Below are 20,626 nucleotides of genomic sequence, written 5' to 3'. Positions count from 1 at the left end.
GTTCAGCTTTCGAGCAGGACTGTCACCGGGCCGTCGTTGGTGAGTTCGACGTGCATGTGGGCGCCGAATTTGCCGGTGGCGACTGTGGCGCCGAGTTCACGCAGGGTTTCGGCGAACGTGTCCACCAGGGGTTCGGCGATGTTGCCGGGGGCGGCGGCGTTCCAGGCGGGGCGACGGCCTTTGTTGGTGTTGGCGTAGAGGGTGAACTGGCTGACGACCAGGATGGGGGCGCCGAGGTCGGCGGCGGAGCGTTCGCCGTCGAGGATGCGCAGGCGGTAGGCCTTGTCGGCCAGAGCTTTCGCGATGGCGTCGGTGTCGGTGTGGGTGGCGCCGACCAGGGCCAGCAGGCCATGCGGGGCCCCTGTTGCCGCCGGGTCGATGCGCCCGACGACCTCGCCGTCGACACTCACCTGGGCGGTGGTCACACGCTGCAGCAGTACTCGCACAGTCTCCGATCATGCCGGGCGACTGTGCTTTCCTGTCGGTCGGGTCAGTTCTTCCCGAAGAACAGGATGTTCGGGCCGTAGTCGGTGAGGGGGGCCTTCTCGGCGGCTTGGCGGATGCCCGCGCCGGGGAGTTCGGTGACCTTGGCGAACATTTCGGCGTTGCCGAAGGCGGCTCTGACCTGGGTTTCGGAGGCGTAGTCGGCGCCGTAGTCGGCCAGTGTCGCGAAATCCAGGGGTGCCAGCGGGGTGTCGAGCGGTGCTTGTCCGGCGGGTCGGCCGAGGGCGGCGTACTGGGTGGCGACGCCGTTGTCGTAGAGGCACAGTTCGTAGGAGATCTTCTCGATCGTGGCGACGGTGAGTACCGGCCACTTCGCCGAAAGGGCAACGGCAAGAGGGTGTTTGCCGAGTGCGCCGATCTCCCAGTTGAGGCTCTTCACCGAAATCCAGCTGCCCGAGACCTTTTCGACCAGCACGACGTCCGCGCCGAGTTCGGTGTCGAGGTTCGTCTTGGGATCTTTGACGCCCCAGTGCTTGTCGTGCACACCGGCGAAGCGGCCCGCGTCCACGGGCTCCGCGCCGTCCTGGGCGTAGGCGGCGACGATGGCGGCGCGCACCTGGGCCAGCCCGTCCGGTGCCGAACAGCGCACGGCGATCGCACCGTAGGTCGCCGAGATCTCCACCGGTCGCGACGGCGGCTCCGGCATCGCCCCTGCGGCAAGGGGTTTGAGGCCGACCAGGGCCAGCCGCCAGTTGATCTCGTCGATCGTGGCCAGGTCGCCACCCGACTGGTACAGGATCTGCTGCTGGGTGAGTCGCCCCGCGCGTTCCAGCGTATGCGCCCCCAGCTTCACCAGTGCCTGCCTGGCCTTGACCGTGAGATCCAGTTCCTCGACCCGGGTTTCGCGCAGTTTCGCGGTACTCGCGGTCGTGGTCACTTCGGCATACAACGTGCGATAGCTCGCGATGGCCTGTTTGCGCGACCGGCCCACCATCAGAGTGCGCAGCAGGCTGCTCAGGCTCGCCAGGTACTTGCCCGGCTGCTCGGACGTGCGCGCGTACATCCCCGCGCGAATCCGCACCGCCGACTCACTCGCCGCCACCGCCGCGTCGTGATCGAGCCGCATCAACCACACGCCGCACTTGGACAACCCGTCGGCACACATGGCCGAAACGTCGGGATAGTCCTGCGCGACCTGCCGATACGCCGAACAGGCGCTGCGAATGGTGTTGGTCGCGAGCTGGCGATGCCCGACCAGCCGCGTCGCCTGCTCGAACAACCGCAACGCATCCTGCAACGCACCCGCGTACTCATAGGAGACGAAGCCCTCGACCAGCCAGTGCAGCCGGATCGCCACCGCTTCCTGCGCGGGCTCCAACGCCTCGGCGGTGCGATCGCGACCCGACGGGTCATCACGGGTGGCGAGCAGGCTTTGCGCGAATTCGGTGAGGGAACCGGCCAGGCGCAGATAGTCGTCGGCGTGCTGGCTGCGGGTGTTGGCGCGGTTGGCTGCTACGCGCCGCTCGAGGTCGCTCAGGTCGGTCATGAGCAGTTCCTCTGTGACGTCAGTGCCTGGCCCGGATGACGTACCCCCGTTGGCTGGGAGCTGCTCGCTTGTGACGTCAATCTGGGCCCCATCAGTTGTTCGTGCCGACCGCCGGGCGGCCTTGATGCTTCGGTCGAGTCTGCCATAGATGGGGCACGGGTGCGCTCGGCATCGGCCACAGGCATGGAATCGGTTGCGCCGGTAGGGTTTCACTCGACGGCCATGCGCTCGTAACCGGTTCTGCATACTGTGTTTCGCGCGACGGCGGCGGAACCGGTACGGGGTTAGGAGAAGGCACATGGGTGATGACAACTGGGCCGGTCTTGCTACAAAAGGGAAGGTCAAGGTCGATCCAGATGTCGCCATCGCGTGTGCGAGTGCGTGCGCGAACCTGATCGAGGCGCTGCGCCGGTATCAGAGCGCCGAGGGCTCGATGAAAATGAAGGACGACACCTTCGGCAACCTCGACTCCGGCGACAAGATGGTCAAACGTTTCAACGACAAGGCACACGACTTCGCGCAGACGCTCGGCAAACACGAGAAGACGCTCACCGATCTCGCTGACTTGTTCAAGAACGCCGGCCTTGCCTACAAGAACACCGACGAAGGTTCCGCGGCCGATCTGAAAGCTCTCGAGAACTTCAAGATCCCCAGCGGCGGTAAACCGTCGTTCGAGGTGAAGAAGAAGGATTTCGAAAAGCCCGAGGGTCAATCGCTGAACGTGCCCAAACCGCAGCCGGGCGACAAGGGCTGGGATCCGGGCAGTGTGTCCCCCGAGGAGCCGAAGAGCCTCAACTTCGCCGCGCTTCACCATTTGAGCAATTCGATCAAGCCGGACCCGCCGTGGGATGTCAGCCTGATCTGGGGAGAGGTTGCCACCGATCTCGGTACCCAGAAGATCGCCTTCGAGGAAGCCATCGAGAAATTGACTCGCGACACGTGGCAGAGTCGAGGTGCGGACTCGGCTCTCGCGGCGGTGCAATCGTACGGAGAGGACCTGCAGGCGCTGATCAAACAGATCGGCTATGTCAAAGAGAATCTCCTGTTCTGTTCCGAATGGCTATGGCGCGCCAAGGACCTGCTGCGTACGTGCTGCGAAAAAGACCACCAATTCTGTGATCAAACCCCCGAGCAGCAGCAGCAGTACAAGGAAACCTATTTCGTGGGAATGGAATCCACGGACAAGGTTTTTCCTGCTTTCGGCGAGCCGCCGGTACCGGGGAAAGTCATCGATCCGGGCAAGCTGCCCGACAACCCGGCCGACGGCAAAGGCGGTGGCGGGAACAACGGTGGTGGCAACGGCGGCGGAGGTAATGGCGGAGGTTCCGCCGGCGGCGGGTCCGGCCACGGTGCTTCCGGCGGTGGGTCAGGCGGTGGGCCGAGCGCTGCGGACACGGCGGCGGGCCAGGCGAAGGTCGATGCGGCGGGGCGTCTGGCTGACCCGTCGGCAGCATCGGACGAGGCAGTGCGCGCGGCCCAATCGGAGGCGCAACGTGCCGCAGCCCAGCGTGCCGCAGAACACGCCAGCGGCGCGGCGACGGGGACGGGGTCCAACGGTGCGGGCGCGGGTGCTGGTGGCTCGAAAGGCACCGGGAGCGGCGGAACCGGCACGGGAGCTGGAACAGGGGCCGGAAGCGGCGGATCGACGGGATCTCAGCAGGGATCGCAGGCGTCCGACGCTGGCACCGGCACCGAGATGATCAGCAGTTTGATCAGTGCGATCTCCTCCGCGATCACCCAGGTCAGCCAGAGCGTGCCCACGCTGGTCGAAGCGCTGCAGCAGTTGCAGACGCAGGCGAGTGCCACCGCCGCGCCCGATCTGCAGGCGCTGGTCGGTCAGTTCCCCGACGTCGCGCAGGTGATCGCCGCTCATCCCGAGCTCGCGCCGCTGGCCGAGATGCTCGGCATCTCGACACCGACGCCGCCGGAGGCGCCGGCCGATGGTGCGACCGACAGCGCGGCACAGAGCAACACCAGCCAGGGCTCACGGTTGTTTCCGCGCGCCTCGATTCCCGGCATGGACCAGCTGATGCCGTCGGACTTCGGCGCCGAGTCCACGCCCGCCGCCGCGCCCTCGGCGGGGCTACCGTCCGCTGCGGATGATTCCGCGTGGCACAGTGGCGTTCCCAGTGTGGCGGCCGGTCCGTCCGCGGATCACGAACCGTTGGTCCGCCAGACCGAGATCCCCGTCGACGGTGACGCTGGTTTCGCCGATTCGATCCAGCGGGCGAATCCGGCGGTGGAGGCATGACGAAGCAATGGTCGTTCACCGATATCGAATTCAGCGTGATGTGGGAGCGGATCGCGCACCGCGAGCGAATCCCGCGCCCGCTCACCTACCTCGCCAGGACATCGTCGGCCGAGGAGTACGCGCGTGCGACCTATCTCACCTGGGAGCGACTTCGCGAAGAACTCGACCCGGTGATGTGGGACGTGATCGCTGTGCTGGCGCGATCGGAGATCCGATTCCGCTCACGGGCCTGGTGTGATGCCGACCCCGCCGACCCGAAACTGTGGATTCGGGCGCGTGCGGGCCGTACCGGTATGCACGGCTATGTGGTCGTGCAGACGCCGGGCGAGACCAGAGAGCACAGCGGTGGATATACCGTGATCGATTGCGGTGCACGGGGAATCGCCGAGGTGCTCGTCGGCATGCTGCCGCAGGTGCAGGCGGGGTCGCAGTCCGACATCCCGATTCAGCTCGAGCCGGTGCGCGAGGCGAACAACGGCATGGACTCGATGTCGATGGTGTCGGTCTTCGACTCCGAGGACACTTCGACGGTGTCTCGGGCGGACCAGTTCTGGGCGCAGCAGGCCACGCGTACCGGCCTGATCATCATCGAGCAGGGTATTTCCAAATTCGGGCCGCAAGGTCGGCAGCAAGAACTGATGATCTGGCGTGATCTGCCCGACGACGGTCGGTATGTCATCGCGCACCCGGCCGCGAACCCGGTCGCTGTCGGAATGGATGCGCGCCGCATGACGGCAACGCTCGACGCCACCATCGACAAGATTGTCGATCGCGTCGAAACGCACTGGGAGATGGTGCCGTAGACATCGGCATGGTGTCGATGCGTAAGGCGGAGGGTAACTTTCGTTCACCTGGTGGAAATGTTCGCGTCCGGACCGGATGCGACGCTGTGGGTTAGTGTCGAAAGTGGCTGTCGCGGAGCACACCTCCGCCGAGAGTAGAAGGCGAGGTCGGACCATGGCTGACAAGGTGAAGGTTACCGAGAGCCAGTTGCGCAAGGCCGCGGGGCGGACCGGGGATGTGCGGGACGCGATCAGCGCGGTGCTCAACGGTCTGCAGACTTCGCTCGACGGGCGCGGCGCGCCGTGGGGCGGCGACACCACCGGCAAGCAGTTCACCGATGGCGAGAACGGCTACTTCGCCGGGCGCGAGGGTCTGATGCAGAGCGCCGCGAACAGCGCGGAGACCATGGACAGCTACTCCAAGGCGCAGAGCAAGGGCGCCGACCACTTGCGCGACATGGACCTCGAAGGTGAGCGCAACTATGGGGGCGGGAGCAGCGGCGGCGGCAACGGCGGCAGGCGCTGATCGTGTCGAACGAACAGGCACGCGCCGACATGGAGAACATCCTCGACGGCGTGCAACAGCAATTGCGCAATATCGCTCGCGTGCAACAGGAACGGGCCGAACTCACGGCGACCGTCACGGTGCGTAAGCGGGTGACCGTGTCGGTGAACGCCGACGGCACGGTGATCGAAACCAAGTTCGCCACCGATATCGCCGACCTCAGCTACAGCGAGATCGCCACCGCGATCACCGAAGCCGCGCAGAAGGCGGCGGCCGAGGTCGCCGCGCGTGGGCAGGAGTTGCTGGAACCGATGCGGGAGACGCGGGCGCGGATGCCGAAGTTGTCCGATCTGGTCGAGGGTGTGCCCGATCTGACCGGCGCGATCGCACCGTTGCCCGTGGTCTCGACCGCGCCGCCCGGCGCCGAGGAGCGCCGGTTCCGCACCACTGCCGAAGACGGCACCAGGTCGATGGTGTTCGACGATGTCGTGCCGGGTGCCGCGGAGGGTCAGGGCAGGGGAGTCACCGATTCCAGTTGGTGACACGGTGATCCATGGCTGAGATTCCTGGCTATCTGCAGTTCCTCAGCTGGGTAGCGGGTTCGGAGTATCCCGAGGGCGATCCCGAGGGGATGTTCGGCGTCGGTGACGACTGGCAGGTCGCCGCCGACGGGTTGCGGGCGATCCTCGACGACATCGTCGTCGCTAAGCGGGCCTCCCAGGATGCCTATCCGGACGGCGACGGCATCAAGGAGATGTTGGCTCGTTTCGACGAGATGCGTTCCGGCGACATGTCTTTGGAGAAGCTGGCCGAGCAGTTCGAGGCGATCAGCAAGTCGGCCAACGAGTCGGCCGAGGCGATCGAATACGGCCAGCTGATGATGATCTCCTCGCTGGCACTGCTGTTCATCGAGCTGATCTGGGCGTTCACCGCGGGTCCGTTCGCGCCCGCGGTGGAGGCGGTCGCCATCGCCGCCACCCGGATCGCCATCACGTTCCTCGGGCGACGGGTCGTCACGAGCGTGCTGAGTGCGATGGCGCGCGCCGGCGCCAACCGGTTCGTCAGCTTCCTGGCCAAGGAAGTCGCACTCGATACCTTCATCGGCGTCGGCCAGGACGTGGGTGTCAAGGCGGCGCTCGGCCATGACATCAAGCTGAAGGACGTCGGGATCACCGCGTTCACCTCGGCGGCCGGTGCCGCGGCGGCCAGTCCGGTGGCCGGGATGATTTCCAAGCGGGTGTTCACGCGGCCGGGGGCTAATCCGTACGCGCCGCGGGTGCAGCGGTGGAGTTGGGCTGGGCAGGGGACATCGGGGCTGGTCGCGGGTGGTGCGGCCGGCTTGGTGGGTGCGCAGGCCGGCTACATGGCGGGCACTCTGTTCGGGGACAGTCCGCTCGACCCGCGGATGTATGTGGGTGGTCTGCTCAGTGGCGCTGGGGCGGGTGGTTTGCGTGGGCGGATGTCGCAGATGGCGCAGACACGTCCGAATTGGCAGCGGCGTGGGTTCACGCTGGATCCGGCGAATTGGCATCGGATCGGGCTCGATCAGGATGCGCGGCAGGCGGCGCCGATTCCGTCGCCGACGCCTGGGCGTGCTCCCGGCCCGACGCCCGCGCCTGGGCCGACGAACCCGAGCCCCTCGCCGAACTCGCCCAACTCCCCGAACTCGCCGAGTTCGCCCAACTCCCCGAACTCGCCCAATTCACCGACCAACGACCCGAGTCGCACGCCATCGACACCGGATGACGAGAACAACACGCCAGGCAACCGGCCCGAAGGCGAACCGCCTACCACTCCGGGCGATGATGAAGCGCGAGTGAACGATCCCGGTGCGCAGCCGGAAGGGGAGAATTCGGCGCGCGTGCCCGGTGAGCCGCCGCCCGGCGCACCGTCGCCGGACGAACCGGCGAACGCCCCGCAGGCGGGTGATCCGAACGCAGTCAACAATCCGTCGAATCCTGGTGCAGGGCAACAGGAACCAGCGCGAGCCGGGATCGCCGAGGGTGCGAACAGTCCGGGTGTCGCACCGTCGGATGCGCCGGGGCTCGCGGCCGGACCGAGTGGGAGCCCCGCCCCCGGCGAGGCCGGATCTATCGGCGAACAGGCCGGCGTCACAGCGTCGCCGGAGCCGGGTAGTCCGGGACAGGTCGGCGAGGGCGATCCCACAGCGTCGAATGATGCTGGTGCCAAGGCTGATTCGGCTCCCGTTGTCGACGAGGACGCCGGGCGGGATCGCAGTGGCGACGATGACGTCCGCGCCATCGCCGACCCGAACGCGGCGGCCACAGCGGAGCCCGCCGCCTCGGCGGACCCGGCGTCCGATCCTGCGACGGCTGAATCGGGTAACCGCCCCGAAGCGGAGGCCGACGATCATGACGGCGGAGACGCGGCTCTCGGCGCGATGGTGGGCGGTGGCGCCGCCGGTGTGGTCGCGGGTGCGGCCTCGGCGGTAGGCGCTGGTCGGGGTGCGGCCAGCGGGACGTCGGCGGCGAATACGCGGCGGAACCAGAACGACGCCGAGTCCGCTACTCGAAGGACCGGCAACGACCCGGATCCCGATCGCGCCGACCCCGCCATCGACGAAGAAGACGAAGCCGAACTGCCGACCTCGACCACCGACGAAGACGGGCGGACACCTACCGAGTCACCTGAATTCGACAGTGGTGCAGGCGATTCGGACGGCGGGACCGGAAGCTTCGCACAGCTGGCCGGAATCACTGATGGCGCATCGCCATTTCAGTCGATCGGCGAGTCGAGGGCCGGAGTCGCTGGGGCGGACGCCGCCGGTGTCGTCGCTGGTGCCACCGTTGTTCGGGGCGGTGACGAGGTCGGGATCGCCACCGCGAGTACCGGTGTCGTCGCCGACGCGGGCCGGCGCGAGATGGGTGTGCAGGACACCGAGCTCTCGACCGCGGAGCATCCCGCGGCGCACGACGAACCCGGACAGCAGTCGGACAACGCCCGAGATCGTGCACGTCCCGACGAGCCGAGCACGGCCTCTGACCCTTCGTCGTCGAGAAATGCCGACGATGACGCCACCACCGGGAACCATCGAGCCGAGACCGCCGACCGCGCCGACAGTCACGACACCGAACCGGACCAGCGCGCGGCGGACGGTGACGACGCACCCGCTGGGAATCGCCGCGACACCGGTGCCGATCGGGATGGTCGTGACCTCGGCGACGGCCGCGCGCCCGGCGGCGCCGAGAGTCGGCAGCCTGCGCAGGACACGAATTCGACTGACGCCGAAGCGCTGTCGAGCAATACCGGTACCCCGCCGAGTGGCAGCGACGCCGACAGAGTCGGCAACAGCGCGGAAGATGGCACACGCCAACAAGATTCGGCCGATCAGCGGGTAACCCCGCAGAGCGCCGCATCGCCGATGCCGTTGGCAGGCACCGTCGTTCCCATCACACCCGGTGACTCCGTCGATCCCGCGACCGGAGCACCCGACAGCAACCCCGAGGCCTATCGTCCCCGTGCGCTCAATCGGGGCGAATGCTTGCGGTTGGCTGTTTCGGAGATCGCCAGAGCGACGGGAAGTCGCTGGATCACCGTGCCGCGGTTCAGGATCGGGCCCGCGGGGATGACGTTGGCGGATGCGGCGCGGGCAGCTGGTGCGCCGCTGCGGGATGTGGAGCCCTCGAGCCCCGATGAGCCGCCACATCAGCGCTTGGCCGACGAGCTCTTGGCGCTGGGTGAGGGTGCGCAGGCGCTGGTCGTGGACACCTACGCGACCGGGCCCGACGAGTTCGGCGTCGGCTCACACGCGTATCGGCTGGTGGTGCGGGTCGACGGCGACACCGGCAAGCTGTATATCGAGGTCTCCGATCCGGGTCTGTCGCGGCGCACCGGATTCCCGCCCAGGATTCCGGCCGACCTCGCCAGGATCAGGGCGGTGGTCTATAACGCCGCGGGTGAACCGGTGCCGACCCCGGTCGCGGGGGAGCTGCTCGATGATGCCGATGCCGATTCCGAACGTGTCGGTACCTCGCTCGAGCCGTACCCGAACCAGGTGCGCTCGCTGCTAGAGGAAACCCGGGTGGGCCGTGATCTGCTCCGGCGCTCCGACGAGCACGGTGTTCGACCGCAGTACCGGCCTGCCGCCGACGCACCGGCTGGCACGCAGGGCTGGTGGAGCCGCCACGATCTGGAAGCCAATGTGGTCGGCGAGTCCGTTCCGCAACTGCAGCAGGCGGTGACTCTCGTCCATGAGCTGACCCACGCCGAGCAGTCATTGACGGGCCGATCGCGGCACGGCGATCTCGCGCGGATGGCCGAGCTGGGGCGCGAGGGCTACATCGACGCGATGGTCACCGAAGAGGCGAACTGTTTCGCGCGGCAGTCGGAGTTCCTGCGTGAGCTGGTCGACGAGCACGGCTATCCCATCGGGGAATTGGACGGTCCGGAGGGGGCCTATTTCGCCGCATACCGCGAGCGTTTCGATGCCGTGCTCGCAGCGTCCGGTGCGCCGAACGATCCCGACGTGTTGCGCCAAGCCGAAGCCGCGGCGCGCGAGGCAGGCTTCAGAGCGGTCCTCGACGATGTGCGAACGCGCGAGTTCGGCGGCCAGTTCCGGTATGTCGACTTCTACGGGGACGCTTGGGACGCGGTCTTCGCGACCGGCTCGCAGACGTCGGGTACCCACGCGGTTCACGCGGAGCTGGCCGGTCGGCTCGCGGAACTGGTGGCCGCTCGTCGGCACCTCAGCAGGCAACTGAGTGAGATCGAAGGGGAACTGCGCGAGCTGACCGCGCAGGCCGGAATTGCCAAGTGGGGCAACAATCTGGACCAGCTGACCCATGCCATCGACGGCATGCTGGCCCGCAGCGAGGCGGACCTGGCGGCGCTCGCCGGCGAGGTCGGGGTCGCGCCACCCGTGCTGATGCGCGAACCCCTGACAGATGAACTGGGCAGGCGAAGGGTCGAGGGGGCGCGTACCGATCTCGCGTTGCGCCGCATCGCTGATCTGCTGGAGGCGCGAGCGGTGGCCGAATTCGCGCTCGGCCGCGCCAAAGACGATGTGGTGGCGCTGGCCGCGTACGACGCGATCGACGAAATGCGATACCAGCAGGGTGGTTTCGAGAGCCGGATGGTGACCGGGCACGTCGCGCTCGCCGGCACCGAACCGCCGGTGGTGTTCGTTCGCGATCTGCGCGGTGACTTCGACCTGCCGCGAAATCTGGCAGCCGAAACGGACGACGAACTGCGTGCCGCGCTCGACGACCCGGATGTGGAGATCCGTTACCTGCGCGTGCGGGTGGAGGGCGGGGGCACCGTCCGGGTGGTCGAGATACCGGCCGTCGAGGCCGAACGCGGTGATACGAGCACCGAATTGCCGCCCGCCGCAGTCGAACCCGGTCCGGCCGGTGATCGGTTCGACAGTGCGGTGCGACAGCGGATCAGCGCGGTCGAGGGGCTGCTCGACCTGAGCTCGGTGGGGCAACGTATTCAGGACCGGCTCGCCGACGTGCGATATGCACACGAGAGCGGAGCCGAGCCCCGATTCGAGCCGGGCAGACCGCCGAAGCTGGTACTGGACCTCACGCGTGCCGATGTCGAACTCGCGCTGGCGCTGGCCCATGCGTCGGTGCACGCCGACGCGGCGCCGACCGCGCCCATCCCGTCGCGGCAGCGAATCGAGCTGCCCGCCGACGATTACGTCCGACGGATGGTGCTCGAGGAGGCACGCGCCCACGCGACGGAGGTGGAGCTGGCCGATGCGCTGCGGGTGCTCGGTCACGACGTGCCGCCGGACCCGCTTGCCGAGATCTACCACGATGGTTACCGCCGGGGCCGTCGCGCAGCCGAGCTGGGCGGTGCCACGCCCGAGGCGGCGCACGAGGCCGGATTCCGCGCGGGTGCCACGGCGCTGGCGAACCATCTGCTGCACGCGACCGACGATCCGAACGCCTACGGCGAGATGTACGGGCGGGCCTGGGGCATCACGCACGGGCTCCCGGTGGGCGGAATGCTCGATCTCGCCGAGAGCGTGACCGACGGCAGTTCCGCGCACCCGTCCGATTTCGCGGGCGTATCGCCACCGATGGTCGCCGACCCGCCGACCCCCTCGCGATCCGGCCCACCCGGTGATCCCGATGCGCCGGGGGCAAGGCCCGATACTGTGCCTGCGGCACGAGAACCGTTGTCGTCCAATGAAAATGATGGGTCAGTGGCGAGTCGCCCGCACGTCGACGGCCTGGCCGAGGCGGGCAGTGCGGCCGATCGCTCCACACCGGCTGACGGGCGCCGGAACAGCGTCGGCGCGGACGCCGACGCTAACCGTTCGTCGGGCGAGCCCGGTCCTGCCGACAGGCAACCCACATCGGTAGGACAGGGCGGCGCCGGTCGCCCACCCGGTGAACCGCCGTCCCCGACCCCACATCCCGACGACTCAGACCCCGACGATTCCGACCCCGATGACTCCGAGCACGGATCGAAGGCCGCGGACGGATCGAACACCGCGCGTGGGGCGGATGCCGAGGTCGCTGACCTGCGCACCGCTGATGCCCGCGACGGCTCGCAGGGCCCGCGTCGCGAACCGAGCCACCCCACCGACCCCCGGATCGCTTGGCAACGGGGTGAATTCTCGCCGGAAACAACGCAATCCAACGCTGCGAGGCAGCCGGCTTCGCCGTTCGGTTCCGGGCAGCCGACTGCCGAACCATCGCAAGGACCCCCGCCGGACTCGACGACTCCATACGGGCAAGCGGCCCAGCAGGGCGAAGCGACGCCTCGACGAGTGGTACCCGAGCGGCCGGCCTACCCGCCACCGCCCACCTATCCGCCGGCATCGATGCAGCCGCAGGGTTCGTCGGATCAGCCACTGCCTGCTTCGCCGCCGGCATCGGTGCAGTCGCAGGGTTCGTCGGATCAGCCACCGCAGACCTCTCCGCCGCCACCCGCGAATCCGTCGGTGCAGCCGGAAGGTTCGTCGTATCCGCCGCCTCCCGTGCAGCCGCCGCACGTGCCTGCGCCGGGGTGGGTGGCGGGTGGTCCGACAGTCATCCATGCGGTATCCGATTCGACCGCGCCGCTGCTGAATCAGTATGGCGCGCAGCTGAATCGGTCTGCGGGCGAGGCGCAGCGGTTGGCCGCGCAGGTTCTCGCGCAGGCGACGGCCCTCGGTGCACGGGTCACCGGTACCGACCCCGAGGCGGCAATGCGGGCGGCCAACGCTGTGGTCGGTGACCTGCACGCGCAGGTGCGAGCGCCGTTGCCGATCGGGAACGCGGGCGCTCTGCGAGCCCAGCAGGAGGCGCAGCAGCAACTGCGGGCGCTGCAGGCTCGACTCGCCGAAGTGCAGCGCACTCACGCCGCCTACCGGACCGCGGTCGCCGCGGTCGAACGGATGCGGTTCCAGGCGCTGGCACTGGCCCACGCGGATGTGATGGCGCGGGCGCAGGCGCGTGATCTGTTCCGGTGGCGCGGTTTCACCGAGGGCGGCAACCGCATGCTGGTGGTGTCGCCGTGGGCCGACCCGAGTCACCTGGTCGGGCGCAGCGAACGCGTGGATCTCGCCGCGCACGGTGTGCGTGCCGAGTTCTGGCAGGTCAGAGTCGAGCCGAACCCGGCCGATCCCACCAGCCTGCGGGTCCTGCTGACCCCGCTGTTGCCCCCGGAAGGACCATCGACGCCGACCGGGACGGTGAACCGGACCGGGATGGTGAATCCGGCGGGGACGGTGAATCCGGCGGGGACGGTGAATCCGGCGGGGACGGTGAATCCGGCGGGGACGGTGAATCCGGCGGGGACTATGAATCCGCCGGGGACGGTGAGCCCGACCGGGACGGTGGACCCATCGGGGACCGTGAGCCCGACCGGCGACGGCGACCTCCCCCCGGTGGCCCCGCCGATTCCGATGTCGGGTCGCCCGCCGCTCGGTGTGCCCGACGGCGAGCTGATGCACGCGGTGCGCCGCTTCCTCGGCAATGTCCCCGAGGCGGAAGACGCGCCCCGATTGGGCGAGCACGACCGGGATTTCGCCGGGCAGCTGCTCGCGGATCTCGGCCTCACCAGCGCGGTCGGCTCGGCCCGCGACCCACTGGCCGGACTCCAGGCGCTCGCCGAGATCAGCCGCTCCCAGCAGTTGCTCGGCCCCGACCCCGACGACGCCGCGACCGGCCTGCGCCGCCTACTGCGGCGCGCCTGGCACACCGACCCGGACCCGGCTGAGGTCGCCAGGATCGACGCCGAACTGCGCAGGCTCGGCCTTGCCAACCTCGATGACCAGCCGTTCCCGACGCCACGCATCGATCCCGACGACGACACCGCGGTCATCTGGGGACACGACACACCGGTCCTCGAACCGATCGCCGCGACACTGACCAGGCTCGTCGCGCAATTCGGGTTGCGGGCGCAGGCGGTGACGCCGACGAACCTGCCCGCCACGATCGCCAGGCTGCGCTTCGAACTGACGTTGCGCGCGGGCGCGATCGAGGCGTTGCGCGCCGCCGCTGCCTGGCACGACAGCCGGACCGAGCCCGTCGACCGGTTGATCGCCCGGGGCGCGCGGGATCAGTGGGCGCGTGTGCTCGATGTCGATCCCGCGACGCTGGACGGGTCGGTGGCCGATGTCGTCACCGCCCTGCGCGAGGACCTGCTGATCCGCACTGCCGCCGTGGCCGACCTCGCCGATGCGGCCCAGGTCGTCGCCGGACACCACGACAACCCCGAGCAGCCGCACCGGCGCCGGTACAACATCGAGGTCGGCGGTCGGCGGACACCGGTCGATCTCGTAGTCGACGGCACGGGCCGCTGGCGGATGGAACCCGCTGAGCGCCTCGGCTTTCCACCGGAGCCGACACCGCGCACCCCGGAACCGAGTCGCTGGCGCCGGTGGTGGACCGAGTTCAAGCACGCCGCGCACCATCACGTCACAGGTTTGAAGTACCCGTCCGGTTCGCAGCTCGACAGCGCGTGGGTGCAGATGGTCGGGTACTGGTCGCGAATCCTGGTGATGGACGGCCCGGACTTCAATCCCATTCGGGTGGCCAAGGAAACCGCCGAGATCTGGAAGAAGCGCTCGGCGATCGCCGATTTCGTGCTCGGTCCGCGGTGGCGCAATCGCAAGGACAACTTCGAAGCGCCACTGGACAGCGACGGTGCGGAGTATCCGTACTGGAGCATCGAGGCCGATCCCGACCTCGAGCGTCAGCGCGGTGAGCTGCCACCACATCTGGTCGACAAGTGGGCCGCCGAAGACGAGCAGCGAGCTCGGCGTCGCGCCGCCGAACTGACCGAGGGCAAGACCGAAGCCGAATCGGCGCCGCCGAAACTCGACGTCGAACCGATTCCCGAGGTGCCACCGCAGCACTGGGATGGTCACCGGGTACACGAATTACGCAGAGCACACGGCGATTTCGAGCGTCTCGGGGCGATGATCCAACGGCTGGCCGACGAATTGGACGTCGAGGTCGGCGGGCGCGACCCGGATGCCGCAGACCGGGCGCTGAGTCAGGCCCAATACCTCGCCCTGCGCGAGGCGGGCATCATCGACGGTCTGGTCGCGGCGGCGCAGCGGTATCTCGACGAGGACGCGTTCCTCGCCTTCTCCCGCGACCTCGGGGTGCCACGGGTCCGGGACAAGTGGCTCTCGGCCAAGGACGGCAATCCGCTCGGCCGGCTGCTGCGAGACATCCTGCGCGCCAACGGCATCAACAACATCCAGGACGCCCTCCCGCCGAACAACGGCGCCGATCCGCTGAGTGATCCCGACTCCTTCGACGACGAAGGCGAACCCGGCCGCGATACCGGCAGCCGAAAGTGGCTGCTGAACGCGATCCGCCGGGAGGAGATCAGAGCCGAGCGCGCGATCTGGACACAGATGCTCGGTGCCGACCGACTGGCCTTCAACGGTGCCGACGGGTTGGCCGCCGGGCTGGCCGAGCTGCGCGCGGGCACTTCCCGGCGCGCCGAACTGGTGGAGCTGTTCGCGAATCTCGTCGGTGACTACCGCGCCGCGGGGGAGCGGTTGCAGTCGGCGCTGCAGGCGATCGGCGAGCAGGCGGGCGCCGCCTACGTCGCCGCGCTCGGGCCGGACGCGGTGATGGTGACCCCGCAGATCGGTTTCGTGTCCGGTGATCCCGGGCGACTGTTCGTCATCGACGCGGGCATGCAGCACCGGGAAACCTTGGCCCAGCAGCTGATTCATCTCGGCGATCTCGGTGCGCGGCTGGGTGACGGCTCGGTGGTGGTCGAATTCCTCGTGCCCACCGGCGCCGACGACGACGCGGTGACCCTCGGTGTGGTCGAGCGACCCGATGTCGCCCACCTCACCACCGAGCTCGACGGGCGCCGCGTCGATGTCACCGCCGTGCGCGACCCCGACGGCACCTGGCGCATTCTGGTTCCCCCGGCTACCACCGCGGATCTGATCGACACCGCAACGGCACCCGACACCCGGGCGTTGCCGGAATTGCTCACCGATCGCAACGCCCTCGCCGAGCGGCTCGGCATCGACCTCACCGCGGATCCGACGGCGCTGTCACCGGACCGCATCGATGACACGATCGCCGCGCGCACCCACGAGCTCAGAATGCGGGCGCTGCGCCTGGAAGCACTGGCCGATTTCTCCCGGCAGATGCACCAGCTCGACGCCTACTGGAACCCGGAAGTGGTCTTCGAGGGTGATCCGCGCCTGGTCGACACCGAGATGCCGATCCACGATCCGAACGGGCCCGCGTTCCTGCGTGCTGTCCTCGGTGACGATCTCGGCGCGTTCCTTCGCTCGCTGCCCGAACGTGACTACCCGGTCCGGCTCGGTGACGGCACGCGCGTGGTCGATCCGGACCTGGACTGGGCGCGCATGCTCGGGGTGAACGTGCAGGGTGTGTCGCCGCAGCAGCTGGCGGAGGTCTACAACACCTTCCGCGACGGCAAGATCGACGAGCACGAAGCGCTGGACGCGGCCGAACTGGCGCAGGTACACCGCACCATTCGCGCGGAGATCCTCGCCGATCTCGACCTGTTGCGTGAACTCGCAGACGCCGGCGAGCTCTACAACTCCCGTCGCGAGGACGGGCCACGGCCGCCCGCACCACTGCTGGACGTCGGTGGGCCGCAGCGTTCTCCCGCGGAACGGATCGCGCTGCTCGGTACCCAGCGCGGGCAACTCACGACCGGCCTCGCGGCGATCGCCGCCGAGCTGGGGCTCAACGCGGCCACGATAGAACCCGCCGTCCTGGTCGCCACGGTCACCGATCGTCTCGACACCGAAATCGCCCAGCTCGACGCACAACTCGCCGCCGATGACACCGATACTGTTCGGGCCGAACGGGATCGGATGGCCGGTCTGTCCGACGAGCTGTCCCGAACGGCGGCGCTGCACGAGGCGACCGTGCGTGCCGAGCAACGCCTGCGCGATGACGCCACCCGGCCCGAGCCGACCGCGTCGCCACCGGAGCGCCGCCGGCGGTGGATCATCGAACTGTCGGAGCGGCTCAGAGGACGGCAACCGGCCACAGGCGAGATCGAATCCGGTTCGCGCCCACCGGAATCCGATACCAACTGGGTGCGCACGCCGGAGCAGCACCACACGCCGACCGGGGCGGACGGCACGCTGCACAACCACGTCCGCAGGGTCGGGGTGATCGACCGGCTGGCCGGTTTCGTCAGGCAACTCGGGATCGACCCGATCGGCCGCAGCGTCGACGAGCTCGGGCGGCTGGCCCGGCATGTGATCGACAGCGACGCGCACCGCGATCAATTCCAGCAGTTGGTCGACGAATTCCGCACGCTCGGAGGCGATGCCACCGATGTGTCGCCGCGTTCGCGAGCCGAGACCGCCGCGGTGCGCGATGTCATCGCCGCGCTCGGTGGCAGCCGGATCGTGGACGGGCTGGTCTGGGTGCCCGCGGTGAACGGCGCACCGCCGCAGGCGATCATGGTCGGCCTGCACGGGAATCCGGACCACGCCGTCGATCCGGAGCTGCGGCGGGCGCTGCGGGCCGCGGGCGCGGAGGTCACCTACCGGCAGGTGGTGGTCGACGCCGATGGCATCCGGGTACGCGAGCTGCGTTCCTTCGACCTGGGTGGGTCGCGACCCGATGAGCGCACCGAACCCGAAGGTGCACAACGGAAGAGCCTGATCCGACGGGTCGCCGATGCGATCACCGGGCTCCCGCAGTCCCCCGCAGTTGTGGGCTCGAACACCGACCCTGAGCACGCGAACAACGTCCCGGCACAGTCGAATACGGCGTCGTGGCCGCCGTCGACCCGCGACCTCGGCGAATGGTCGAACCTGGACGCGCAGCAGATCATGGCGCTGCTCGCCGAACGCCACGGTGTGACGGTGAGCCGGTTCGACGCCGCCGGGCTCGACCCGGACTCGGTGCGCGAAGCGGCCAGGGCGATCGACGACCTGCTCAGCAGACACCCGTACGCGAACCTGCGGCGGATCTCGGTCGAACCGCTGTCCGACGGCACGGTGGCCAGGGCGCGCACGAATGTGCTGCGCAGCCTGCTCCCACGCGCCTGGGCCAACCAGGCCTCGATCCTCGAACTGAACTATCACGCGCTCACCGCAGGTGCCGAGCCGCACGGGCTCTCGCGCTACGACTCCGCCGACGGCGCCAGGGTGGCCGTCGATGCCAGCACCGTCTACGCGTCGGTGGTGCGTGAGTTCGCGCAGGTGCTCGACCGCGCGTCGGGCCGATTCGCGCGCGATCACATCATGAACGCGCTGGTCGAGGCCTTCGGGCGGAAACAGTCGCCGATCGACTGGGTGGCATTCGACCTGTGGCAGCAGCAACTCGGTGCGGCCGCGTTCGACGGGCGCGGGCGGATCGACCCGGTCGCCGCGCTTGCCGAGGCCTTCCTCGATGCCGAGCTCAACGGCCGCCGCGCGTCCGAAGCGGCATCGGCCGTGCGCGACATGCTGGTGGCCGAGGCCGAGCGCGCGGCCGGGGAGGCGATGCGTGGTGCCGAGGCGGCGGCGGCCAGGTCGCAGCGGTTCGGTGAGCTGGCGCGCGCCGAGGACGCCGGTTACTTCGCGAGCGCGCAGACCCTGGCCGACGCGGTTGCCCGGCGCGACCGGGTCGGTGCCGCCGTGCATCGTCTGGTCGCCGAGTTGCACCAGTGGGTCGATCCGGGCGCGCTGTCGCCGGATCGGGTGCTCGACACCGTCGCCGATCTGGCCGCGGTGCTGCGCTCACCCGCCGACGCGCAACGGGTCCGCGAGCTCGAGGTGCTGGCTGACCACTATGTGCGGGCGGTCGCCGAGGTCGAAGCGCTGTCCGGGCCGACACCGAACCCGGCACCGCAGGCCCCACCGGACGGGGCCGCCCTGCGCCGGGCGGTCATCGACCGACTGGTGACGGAGTACTCCGCGGCGGTCGACGCCCGCGATACCGCGCTCGACGCCGGGGACGCGGTCGCCGCCGCCGACGCACAGCAGCGGGCCGACGAGCTGGCCCGAAACCTGTTGGAGCGCAGCGAGGAACACGCGCTGCTCTCGACGGGTGACACGATCCTGACCGACCGGATCGGTCTCGTCGACGGCGAACCGCCGATGATGCTGGTGATCGGCTGGTCCGACGGTCAAGCAGGCCAAGTCCTCGCCCGCGCCATCGCCGCCGATCTCCCCGAGGTGATGACCCACCTCCGCCGCCCCGGCGCCTTGGTCCGCGAACTGCGCATGACCATCGGCCCAGACGGCCACGCAACCTGGCAGATCATCGACCCCCCACCCCCCGGCGCCACCCCCGCGCCACCCCGAACCCCACCGGGCAGCGCCCCACCGGGCGAAACCGGTACGCCGCCTGCAACACCCGGAACCATCGATCCCCCCGAAACCGGCGGCGCCCCAGCCGAACCCACCGCCCCACCTGGTGCACCACCGTCGGGCGAACCCCGCACGCCACCCGGTACACCCGGGTCAGGTGCCGTTGATCCGCCCGAGTCCGGCGGCGCCCCAGCTGAACCCAGCGTGCCGCCTGGTGCCCCACCGTCGAGTGAAAGCCGCACGTCACCCGGGACGCCCGGACCCGGCACCATCGATCCGCCCGAGACCGGTAGCGGCCCAGCCGAACCCGCCTCTTCGCCTGGTGCCCCACCGTCAGGTGAAGGCCGCACGCCACCCGTTTCCTTGCCGTCCGGTGAAGGTCCGACGTCGCCGGTGGTGCCCAGCGCGGGCGCGGGTTCATCGAGCGGTGCGGGGTCGGGTGCGCTGCCTCGTCAGGGCTCGAACCTCGTGGGGCGGTCGGGTGCGATGGCGAGCGTTGGCACCCCGGTGAATGTCGGGGACGGGGCTTCCGAACCGGCTACGGAAAGTGTTGGGGGACACCGGCGTCCCACTGCGACAGCGGCGCTCGTTCCTCGGGCGGCTGTGGCGTGGACGCCGGTGGGGGCGCCGCGGATGCTGATGCCGTCTACGGCCGCGGTTGGGCAGCAGCTGGGCGAATTGCACGGGCAGTGGCAGCGGGCCGACGCCGAGTTCACCACTGTGCGCGATCGGATGATGCGGTCGGCGGTGGCGCTCGGGCTGCGTGGTGATGATCCCGACCAGGTACTCGCGGCGCTGCGGGCGCAGGTGGACGCGGCGAATGCTCGTGCGGCCGCACTGCCCACCGCGGACGTGGCGCAGCGTGCCGACAAAGCCGCGGCCGAGCGGACCGCGGCTGAACTGACGGCAGCGCTGCACCGGCTGACCGCCGACCATGCCGCGGTGGCGCGGGTAGCGGAGGCCGCCGCCACCGCCCGTGACCAGCTGATCGCCGCGGCCGCCGCCGATGCCTTCGCTGCCGCCGGTATGGACGCGCTCAGCCCGTGGCTCGGGATGGTGTCCGACGAGCACCGCGCGATCCTGCTGTCGCCGACCGCGTCCGTCGGCCGCATCGTCTCACCCGACGACCTCGCCGCCCTCCCCGACGGCACCACCGACCTCGACGTCTGGCGCGTGGACGTCATCCCGGACCCCACCGACCCCACCCAACTGGCAATCACCCTCACCGCCCTACGCCCCCCGGCCGTCCAGACTCCGGCCACACCGTCGGCCCCTACCCGACAATCGAACCCGGTCCAGCAGTCGAACGCGGCCCAGTACCAGGACCCGGCCGCGCAGCCTGACCCGGCCGCGCAGCCTGACCCGGCCGGGCAGC

At 69.3% G+C, this 20,626-nt stretch carries 7 protein-coding genes (1 of these 7 only partly in view); 5 read left to right on the top strand and 2 right to left on the bottom strand.

Translation table 11 applies throughout. The annotated features are described in order from the left end of the window. Nucleotides 1-2: 2 nt before the first annotated feature. Complete coding sequence (gene dtd / locus ACFW6D_RS10965) at nucleotides 3-446, bottom strand: D-aminoacyl-tRNA deacylase (RefSeq protein WP_379327026.1); 444 nt, start codon at nucleotides 444-446, stop codon at nucleotides 3-5. A gap of 44 nt (nucleotides 447-490) precedes the next feature. Next, nucleotides 491-1,990 (bottom strand): hypothetical protein, encoded by a 1,500-nt coding sequence (locus ACFW6D_RS10960; RefSeq protein ID WP_379327024.1) that lies wholly within the window; start codon nucleotides 1,988-1,990, stop codon nucleotides 491-493. A gap of 298 nt (nucleotides 1,991-2,288) precedes the next feature. On the opposite strand from ACFW6D_RS10960, the gene ACFW6D_RS10955 reads away from it, so the two are divergent. The 5 genes from ACFW6D_RS10955 to ACFW6D_RS10935 all read left to right on the top strand — a co-directional run. Further along, a complete protein-coding gene (locus ACFW6D_RS10955) occupies nucleotides 2,289-4,241 on the top strand; it encodes a hypothetical protein (protein ID WP_379327022.1) in 1,953 nt (650 codons plus the stop codon). Then, a complete protein-coding gene (locus ACFW6D_RS10950) occupies nucleotides 4,238-5,044 on the top strand; it encodes an ESX secretion-associated protein EspG (RefSeq protein WP_379327020.1) in 807 nt (268 codons plus the stop codon). Before ACFW6D_RS10955 ends, ACFW6D_RS10950 begins: the two co-directional genes overlap by 4 nt. A 154-nt stretch (nucleotides 5,045-5,198) precedes the next feature. Continuing rightward, nucleotides 5,199-5,549, top strand: a complete 351-nt coding sequence (locus tag ACFW6D_RS10945) for a hypothetical protein (protein ID WP_379327018.1) — start codon at nucleotides 5,199-5,201, stop codon at nucleotides 5,547-5,549. A 2-nt stretch (nucleotides 5,550-5,551) separates the two neighbouring features. Then, nucleotides 5,552-6,070 (top strand): YbaB/EbfC family nucleoid-associated protein, encoded by a 519-nt coding sequence (locus tag ACFW6D_RS10940; protein ID WP_379327016.1) that lies wholly within the window; start codon nucleotides 5,552-5,554, stop codon nucleotides 6,068-6,070. Between the two features lie 11 nt (nucleotides 6,071-6,081). Continuing rightward, nucleotides 6,082-20,626: the start of a hypothetical protein gene (locus ACFW6D_RS10935; protein WP_379327014.1), read on the top strand. Its footprint extends 16,319 nt past the window's final position; 14,545 of the gene's 30,864 nt are visible here — the first part of the coding sequence; the start codon lies at nucleotides 6,082-6,084; its stop codon lies beyond the right edge, outside the window.

Source organism: Nocardia sp. NPDC058705 (genome assembly GCF_042749305.1).
Lineage (GTDB): Bacteria > Actinomycetota > Actinomycetes > Mycobacteriales > Mycobacteriaceae > Nocardia.
The sequence above is the reverse complement of the archived record's forward strand: the minus strand, read 5'-3'. Positions and strand labels throughout refer to the sequence as shown.